Annotated in this window: 7 protein-coding genes and 6 tRNA genes; 8 read left to right on the top strand and 5 right to left on the bottom strand. The window is 72.7% G+C overall.

Annotated elements, in window-relative coordinates; genetic code table 11:
• The coding region (locus AB0E96_RS36690) for a hypothetical protein (protein WP_359830442.1) at positions 1–346 on the bottom strand (346 nt) is incomplete at its 3' end.
• Between the two features lie 110 nt (positions 347–456).
• Here AB0E96_RS36690 and AB0E96_RS36685 point away from each other — a divergent pair.
• A complete protein-coding gene (locus AB0E96_RS36685; RefSeq protein WP_359830440.1) occupies positions 457–957 on the top strand; it encodes a DsbA family protein in 501 nt (166 codons plus the stop codon).
• Between the two features lie 12 nt (positions 958–969).
• Here AB0E96_RS36685 and AB0E96_RS36680 read toward each other — a convergent pair whose 3' ends face one another.
• From AB0E96_RS36680 to AB0E96_RS36670, 3 genes are all read right to left on the bottom strand, one after another.
• Positions 970–1818 carry a GNAT family N-acetyltransferase gene (locus tag AB0E96_RS36680; protein ID WP_359830438.1) on the bottom strand — a complete coding sequence of 283 codons (849 nt, stop codon included), beginning with the start codon at positions 1816–1818 and terminating at the stop codon, positions 970–972.
• Between the two features lie 78 nt (positions 1819–1896).
• Positions 1897–2727 carry an aminotransferase class IV gene (locus tag AB0E96_RS36675; RefSeq protein WP_359830436.1) on the bottom strand — a complete coding sequence of 277 codons (831 nt, stop codon included), beginning with the start codon at positions 2725–2727 and terminating at the stop codon, positions 1897–1899.
• Between the two features lie 12 nt (positions 2728–2739).
• Entirely contained in the window at positions 2740–3840 is a 1101-nt protein-coding gene (locus AB0E96_RS36670) for a chorismate-binding protein (protein ID WP_359830434.1), read from the bottom strand.
• Between the two features lie 319 nt (positions 3841–4159).
• Between AB0E96_RS36670 and AB0E96_RS36665 the strand changes: the two genes are divergently transcribed.
• The 6 genes from AB0E96_RS36665 to AB0E96_RS36640 all read left to right on the top strand — a co-directional run bounded on the left by AB0E96_RS36665 (position 4160) and on the right by AB0E96_RS36640 (position 4793).
• A tRNA-Gly gene (locus AB0E96_RS36665) sits at positions 4160–4232 on the top strand.
• Positions 4233–4272: 40 nt separating this feature from the next.
• A tRNA-Cys gene (locus tag AB0E96_RS36660) sits at positions 4273–4346 on the top strand.
• A gap of 33 nt (positions 4347–4379) precedes the next feature.
• A tRNA-Val gene (locus tag AB0E96_RS36655) sits at positions 4380–4451 on the top strand.
• A gap of 41 nt (positions 4452–4492) precedes the next feature.
• Positions 4493–4564 (top strand) — tRNA-Val (locus tag AB0E96_RS36650).
• A 44-nt stretch (positions 4565–4608) separates the two neighbouring features.
• Positions 4609–4680 (top strand) — tRNA-Val (locus AB0E96_RS36645).
• A gap of 41 nt (positions 4681–4721) precedes the next feature.
• Positions 4722–4793: transfer RNA gene (locus AB0E96_RS36640), tRNA-Val, on the top strand.
• 302 nt (positions 4794–5095) lie between these two features.
• Here AB0E96_RS36640 and AB0E96_RS36635 read toward each other — a convergent pair.
• Entirely contained in the window at positions 5096–5296 is a 201-nt protein-coding gene (locus AB0E96_RS36635) for a hypothetical protein (RefSeq protein WP_359830432.1), read from the bottom strand.
• A 406-nt stretch (positions 5297–5702) separates the two neighbouring features.
• Between AB0E96_RS36635 and AB0E96_RS36630 the strand changes: the two genes are divergently transcribed.
• The coding region (locus AB0E96_RS36630) for a serine/threonine-protein kinase (RefSeq protein ID WP_359830429.1) at positions 5703–6570 on the top strand (868 nt) is incomplete at its 3' end.

Genomic DNA, 6570 nt, shown 5'->3' with positions numbered 1-6570 from the left:
CGCCGGGTTCCGGGTCGGCCGCGGCCGCGCGCCGCGGAGCGTCCTCCACCTCCGCGCCGCCGCGGCGCCCCACCCAGCGGGTGGTGACCAGCAGGACCGCGGAGACACCGAGCAGGGCGATGCCCGTCCACACCCGGGGGTCGAGGACCAGCCTGGTCGCCCAGTCGGCGGCCTCCCGGGCGATCGTGCTCGCCAGCGGGAACAGGCCGGTCAGGTAGAGCCCGGCGGGCAGCAGGGCCACCGCGAACCAGCGGGTCGCCGACAGGAAGCGCCGCCGGTAGGCCCGCAGCCCCGCGAAGGCCACCCCGCCCGCCGTAAGGATGAAGCTGATCGCCGCGCTCAGCACGGGGCCACCCCTTCGTGTCCGGTCGTCGTGGTCATCGGTGCCTTCCTCTCGGTCCGCCCTCGGGCGCACCTCCGGCCGGAGCGGGCGCCCACTAGTGGAACACTGAGGGAATGATCGATGGTTCCCTCCCCCGCCTCGAGTTCTGGTGCGACCTCCAGTGCCCGGACTGCCACACCGCGCTGGACGACGTACGGGCGCTGCGCGCGCAGTACGGCGACGCCCTGCCCGTGGAAGTGCGGCACTTCCCGCTCGAGAAGCACAAGCACGCCTACGCCGCCGCGGAGGCCGCCGAGGAGGCTTTCGCCCAGGGACTGGGCTGGCCGTTCGTGGAGGCGCTGCTGGCGCGGACCGCGGAGCTGGACGCGCGCGGGCAGCAGGTGCTGCTGGACGTGGCCCGGGAGGTCGGGGCGGACGTCGACGAGGTGGACACCGCGCTGATCGACGGCCGGCACATGCTGACCGTCGACGCCGACCAGGCCGAGGGCAAGGCGATCGGGGTCACCGGCACGCCGACGTACGTGATCGGCGGCAAGCGGCTCGACGGCGGCAAGAGCCAGGACGGGCTGCGCGAGCGGATCGTGGCCGTCATCGAGGCGGCGAAGGCTTCCTGACCGCACGCCCGGTCACAGCTGCTTGCCGTAGACGCGCTCGGTGACCCGGTAACCGAGCGAGGTGTAGAGCCGGATGGCGACATCGTTGCCGGTGAAGACGTTGAGGCCGAGGTGCCGCACCCCGGCGGCCAGGCACTCGCGTTCGGCGAGCAGCATCAACGTGCGTCCGTGCCCCTCGCCCTGATGGGCCGGGGACACCTCGACCTTCATCACCCAGGCGAGCGGTTCGCCGTCCGGCAGGTCGCGCAGGCGCGGCTGCAGCCAGAGCAGGCCGTAGGGGCCCTCCCCGCCGTTGGCGCCGTACAGGCGGCGCACGACCATGCCGGGGGCCTCCGGGTCCGGCGGGGGCGGGCTCTGCGGCCCCGCGGCCACGCGGGCGCGGGCCTGTTCCTCGGTGAGTCCGGAACCGACCAGAATGCGGACGTAGTCGTCTGCGGACTCCTCGTACCAGGCCCGGAGTTCGGCCGGGTCCTCGAAGGGGCGCGCGCTCACCCCGGCGGGCAGTTCGGGGGCGTCGACCAGCGGCTTGGACATGGCCAGGGCCCGCTCCGTGTAGCCGAGGGTCGCGGCGAGCCCCCGGGCCGCCGCGGCCGCGGCCGGGACGGCGACGTCGACCCGGGTGCAGCCCCACGTGCGCAGCACCTCCTCGGCGGCCAGCCCGCCGAACGTGCCGCGTCCCCGGCCGCGGCCCTCGGTGACCTCCAACTCGGATATTCTCCCGAAGAGTTGATCGCCCCACGGGTCGGCGGTGGTGCGCAGCGCGCCGACCGGGTGGCCGTTCGAGAGGATCAGCCAGCGTCTGGTGCGGCCGCCGGCCGCGGTGGGTGTCTCCGGGCCCTCGGGGCGCAGCGTGGTGGTCATGTGGTGTGCCTTCCCCCTGCACCGAGGGTTATCCACCCGGCCGGCGCGCTCTGCCGATCCGTTCGCCCGGGGACGGGATCAGGGGTCGAGGTCGTCGCCGCTGCGCTCGGCGAAGACCGCCATGGCCTTGGCGGTGACGGGGCCGATGCCGGGGAGTTCGCGGTCGTCGACGCGGGTGACGGCCTGGACGTCGCGGGTGGTGGAGGTCAGGAAGACCTCCTCGGCGTCCCGGAGGGCGTCGAGCGGGAGGTCGGTCTCCTCGGCGCCGCACCAGTCGACGACGAGCTGCCGGGTGATGCCGGCCAGGCAGCCGGAGGCGAGGGTCGGGGTGAGCAGGCGGCCGCCGAGGACCACGAAGACGTTGGAGCCGGTGCCCTCGCAGAGCAGGCCGGCGGTGTTGGCGAACAGGGCCTCGGAGGCGCCGGCCCGGTGGGCGGCGGCCAGGGCGACGACGTTCTCGGCGTAGGAGGTGGTCTTGAGGCCGGCGACGGCGCTGTGCTCGTTGCGGCGCCACGGGACGACCGCCACCGCCGTCTCGTCCGGGCGGTGGCCGATCGCGCTGAGGGCGACGACCAGGGTGGGGCCGGCGGTGCCGCGCTCGGAGCTCAGCGGACTGTTACCGCCGGTGTAGGTGATGCGCAGCCGGCCGAGCGGCGCGGGGTTGGCGGCGAGGACCCGGGCGCAGGCCTCGCGGAGCAGGTCGTGGTCGGGGTCGGCCAGGCCGAGGCCGCGGGCGGAGCGGGTGAGCCGGTCGAGGTGGCGGGTGACCGCGAAGGCCCGGCCGTCGACCGTCTTCAGGGTCTCGAAGACGCCGTCGCCGGTGGTGAGGCCGTGGTCGAGGACCGAGACGGCCGCGTCGGCGGAGTCGACGAGGGCGCCGTTGACCCAGCTCGTGGTGCGGTTGTGCATCGAGTGCTGCTCCTAGGCGGTGAGGGCTGGGGCCCCGGTCGGGTCGGATCCGCTGCCGGATGCGCCACCGGGCTCGCTGCCCGACGCTATCGCGACCAGGCGGGCGGCCTTCAGTTCGGTTTCGGCCCATTCGCGCTCGGGGTCGGAGCCCCAGGTGATGCCGGCACCGGTGCCGAAGCGCAGGACGGGTGCGCCGGGGTCCGTCCGGTCGATCCAGAAGGTGCGGATGCCGACGGCGAGTTCGGCCTCGCCGCGGTCGGCGTCGACCCAGCCGACGGCGCCGCAGTACGGGCCGCGCGGGGCGGTCTCCAGGGCTTCGATGATCCGCAGGGCGCTGGACTTGGGGGCTCCGGTGACGGAGCCGGGCGGGAAGGTGGCCGCGAGGAGTTCGGGCCAGCCGTCGCCTTCGCGCAGGGTGCCCTCGACGGTGGAGACGAGGTGGACCAGACCCGGGTGCTTCTCGACGGCGCAGAGGTCGGGGACGGTGACGCTGCCGGTCTCGCAGACCCGGCCGAGGTCGTTGCGGACCAGGTCGACGATCATCACGTTCTCGGCGTGGTCCTTGTCGAGGAGGTCGTCCTCGGTGCGGCCGGTGCCCTTGATCGGACCGGAGGAGACGGTGCGGCCGACGCGGCGCAGGTAGAGCTCGGGCGAGGCGGTGGCGATCTCGACGCCGTGGTCGGGCAGCCGGATGGTGCCGGCGTACGGGGCGGGGTTCCCGTGGGCGAGGAGGCCGGTGAGGGCGTCGACGTCGCTGCGGTCCGGGTCGGGCAGCGGCGCGGAGAGCACCCGGCAGAGGTTGGCCTGGTAGACCTCGCCGGCGGCTATGTGCTCGCGGATGCGGCGGACTCCCGCGGTGTAGGCGGCGCGGTCGAGGGAGCTGTGCCAGCTGCCGGCCTCCGGTCCGCGCCAGCCGGCGCCCGACGGCGGGGCGGGCGCCGGGCGGACCTCGTCGAAGCGGGCACAGGTGAGGCGGCCCTCGAAGTCGTAGGCGACGGCCCAGTGGCCGGCGGAGTCGAGGGCGGCCGGGTCCGAGGTGACGTCGCGCAGTCCGGTGGCCAGACGGCCGCCGAAGCGTGCGAGCGGGGTGCGGGGGTCGGGGTGACCGGACACGGTTCTCCTGCGCGGTGGTGCTGGGGGCGGTGCCTGAAGTGTAGGTCGGGGGCGCGGGAGAGCGGCGGCTCGCGCCCCCGCGTACGAGCAGGTGCGCGCGTCGCGTGGGTGTGCGCCGGGTGACCTGCGGATGATCGTCCGGGAGCGCCCCAGGTGGTGGCCGGTGCCCTCCCGGGAGGGCTGACGGGACGGCACTCACCGGCCATCCCCTCGGCATGCTGCGGGAACGGATTTTTAGCTGGCCCGGGAATCCGCTAGAGTTCAACACGTCGCCAGGGAGCGCAGCCGAAGAAAAGCGGTGAAGCCCCCCGGGAGACAGGCGGACGTGGCTCAGTTGGTAGAGCATCACCTTGCCAAGGTGAGGGTCGCGAGTTCGAATCTCGTCGTCCGCTCGATGGAGAACAGTGTAAGATCGTTCTTCATGCGTTGCCTGGTGGAGTGGCCGAGAGGCGAGGCAACGGCCTGCAAAGCCGTGTACACGGGTTCAAATCCCGTCTCCACCTCCAAGAGGATCCCCCGGTTCCACCGGGGGCCTCCCCGCGCGATTAGCTCAGCGGGAGAGCACTACCTTGACACGGTAGGGGTCACTGGTTCAATCCCAGTATCGCGCACGTCAGGCCCTTCGAGGCTTGCTGCAACACCGCCACACCAGGCGCGATTAGCTCAGCGGGAGAGCACTACCTTGACACGGTAGGGGTCACTGGTTCAATCCCAGTATCGCGCACAGTAACAAGCCCCTCGGGGCTTGCTGCAACACCACCGCACCAGGCGCGATTAGCTCAGCGGGAGAGCACTACCTTGACACGGTAGGGGTCACTGGTTCAATCCCAGTATCGCGCACGTCAGGCCCTTCGAGGCTTGCTGCGACACCGCCACACCAGGCGCGATTAGCTCAGCGGGAGAGCACTACCTTGACACGGTAGGGGTCACTGGTTCAATCCCAGTATCGCGCACAGTAACGGCCGGGGCCGCGATCCATGAGGATCGCGGCCCCGGCCCTTTTGTCGTCCCGTGCCGGCCCCCGGGCCAGGACGTCGCGGGCCAAGGGGTCATGGAAAGGGAAGAGCCGCGTACGGACGCCCTCACCGACGTCCGTACGCGGCATCTCCGCCTGCCGGGGCGCTCTGCGCACCGCTCACGCCCGTCCGCGTGTCATCGCGGCCGCGGCCTCCCCGGCGGCACCGTTCCCCGTCCCCAGGGGATCGGTGCCAGTCTTCGACCGGCCTCGCGGGGCCGGTGTCCTTGTTCCTTCTGCTCAGCGGGTGATCAGATCGGCGACGGCCTGGGCCTGGTTCGCCATCTGCTCCCATCCGCCGAAGAGCAGCACCAGGAGCACGGCGCACGGCAGGGCCATGGCCAGCGCCACGGCGGGGTGCCGCGTGGGCTGCTCGGCGGACCGGGACTGGATGAAGGCCGGCCGACGGCGGCGGGGGGTTCCCGTGAGCTGCGGTGGCATGTCCCTGCTCCTGATCCGGTCGAGTTGGCGCGGTGAACGGCTTACCTCGGGGGACGAGCTCCCCGTCCACCGCTGGACACAACGCTATTGGCCGCGGGGGCCTCCGGGCGTCATGCCGTCGTACTGTTCCTCGGACGTCCGGGAGGATGACGATCCGACTCAGGTCCTACTACCGCAGGGGGACGGAAGGCTCATCCGACCCCCGAGGGAACCCTGAGGGGCAACCCCGAGACGCCCGCCGACGCCCCCGTGACCTGCAGGTCAGCGCAAGATCGGACAATCGCACGGCCGCTTCAGGTGTTGCGTATCAGCACACCGCAGCGGGCAGTCCGTAAGCTGTGCCAGACAGGAACTGACGATGGCCCAACCGACGGGGCCTCACCCACCGGCTGACGGGGAACGAAACATGGCGATGATGCGGCTGAGGCGTGAGGACCCCCGCATCGTCGGGCCGTACCGCCTGCACCGGCGACTGGGCGCCGGCGGCATGGGCGTGGTCTACCTCGGATCCGACCGCCGCGGACAGCGCGTCGCCCTCAAACTGATCCGCGCCGAACTCGCCGAGGACCAGGAGTTCCGCACCCGCTTCGCCCGCGAGATCGCCGCCGCCTCCCGGATCCGGGGCGGCTGCACCGCCCGCGTGGTCGGCTCCGACATCGAGACCGAACGGCCCTGGCTGGCCACCGCGTACGTCCCCGGACCCTCGCTCTACAAGCGGGTCGGCGACGAGGGGCCGCTGAACTGGCCGGAGGCGGCCCGGATCGGGGCCGCACTGGCCGACGGGCTCGTCAAGGTGCACGAGGCGGGAGTGGTCCACCGGGACCTCAAGCCGTCCAACATCCTGCTCTCGCCCCGGGGCCCGCGGATCATCGACTTCGGCATCGCGTGGTCGCGCGGCGCCAGCACACTCACCCACGTCGGCACCGCGGTCGGCTCCCCCGGCTTCCTCGCGCCCGAGCAGGTACGCGGGGTCGCCGTCACGCCCGCCACCGACGTCTTCGCCTTCGGGGCCACGCTCGCGTACGCGCTCACGGGGGACACCCCGTTCGGATCCGGGGCGTCCTCCGAAGTGATGCTCTACCGGGTCGTCCACGAGGAACCCGACCTCTCCGCCGTACCGCCGCAACTGGCGCCGCTGATCCGGGCCTGCCTGGCCAAGGAACCCGCCGAACGGCCCGGAGCCGCCGCACTCCACGAACGGCTCAGCGAACTGGCGGCGCGCGGAACGGCGGCGGGCGCCGCCGGCGGAGGCGGGCGCGCGGCACGCCCCGGAC

The sequence above is a fragment of the Kitasatospora sp. NPDC036755 genome, assembly GCF_040636595.1.
In the GTDB taxonomy this organism is placed as follows: Bacteria; Actinomycetota; Actinomycetes; order Streptomycetales; family Streptomycetaceae; genus Kitasatospora.
The sequence above is the reverse complement of the archived record's forward strand: the minus strand, read 5'-3'. Positions and strand labels throughout refer to the sequence as shown.

What these genes read in the sequence shown, in the direction of transcription:
- AB0E96_RS36675 (WP_359830436.1), bottom strand. Translation starts at nt 2,727, where the DNA reads ATGCACAACCGCACCACGAGCTGGGTCAACGGCGCCCTCGTCGACTCC.
- AB0E96_RS36685 (WP_359830440.1), top strand. Translation starts at nt 457, where the DNA reads ATGATCGATGGTTCCCTCCCCCGCCTCGAGTTCTGGTGCGACCTCCAG.
- AB0E96_RS36635 (WP_359830432.1), bottom strand. Translation starts at nt 5,296, where the DNA reads ATGCCACCGCAGCTCACGGGAACCCCCCGCCGCCGTCGGCCGGCCTTC.
- AB0E96_RS36680 (WP_359830438.1), bottom strand. Translation starts at nt 1,818, where the DNA reads ATGACCACCACGCTGCGCCCCGAGGGCCCGGAGACACCCACCGCGGCC.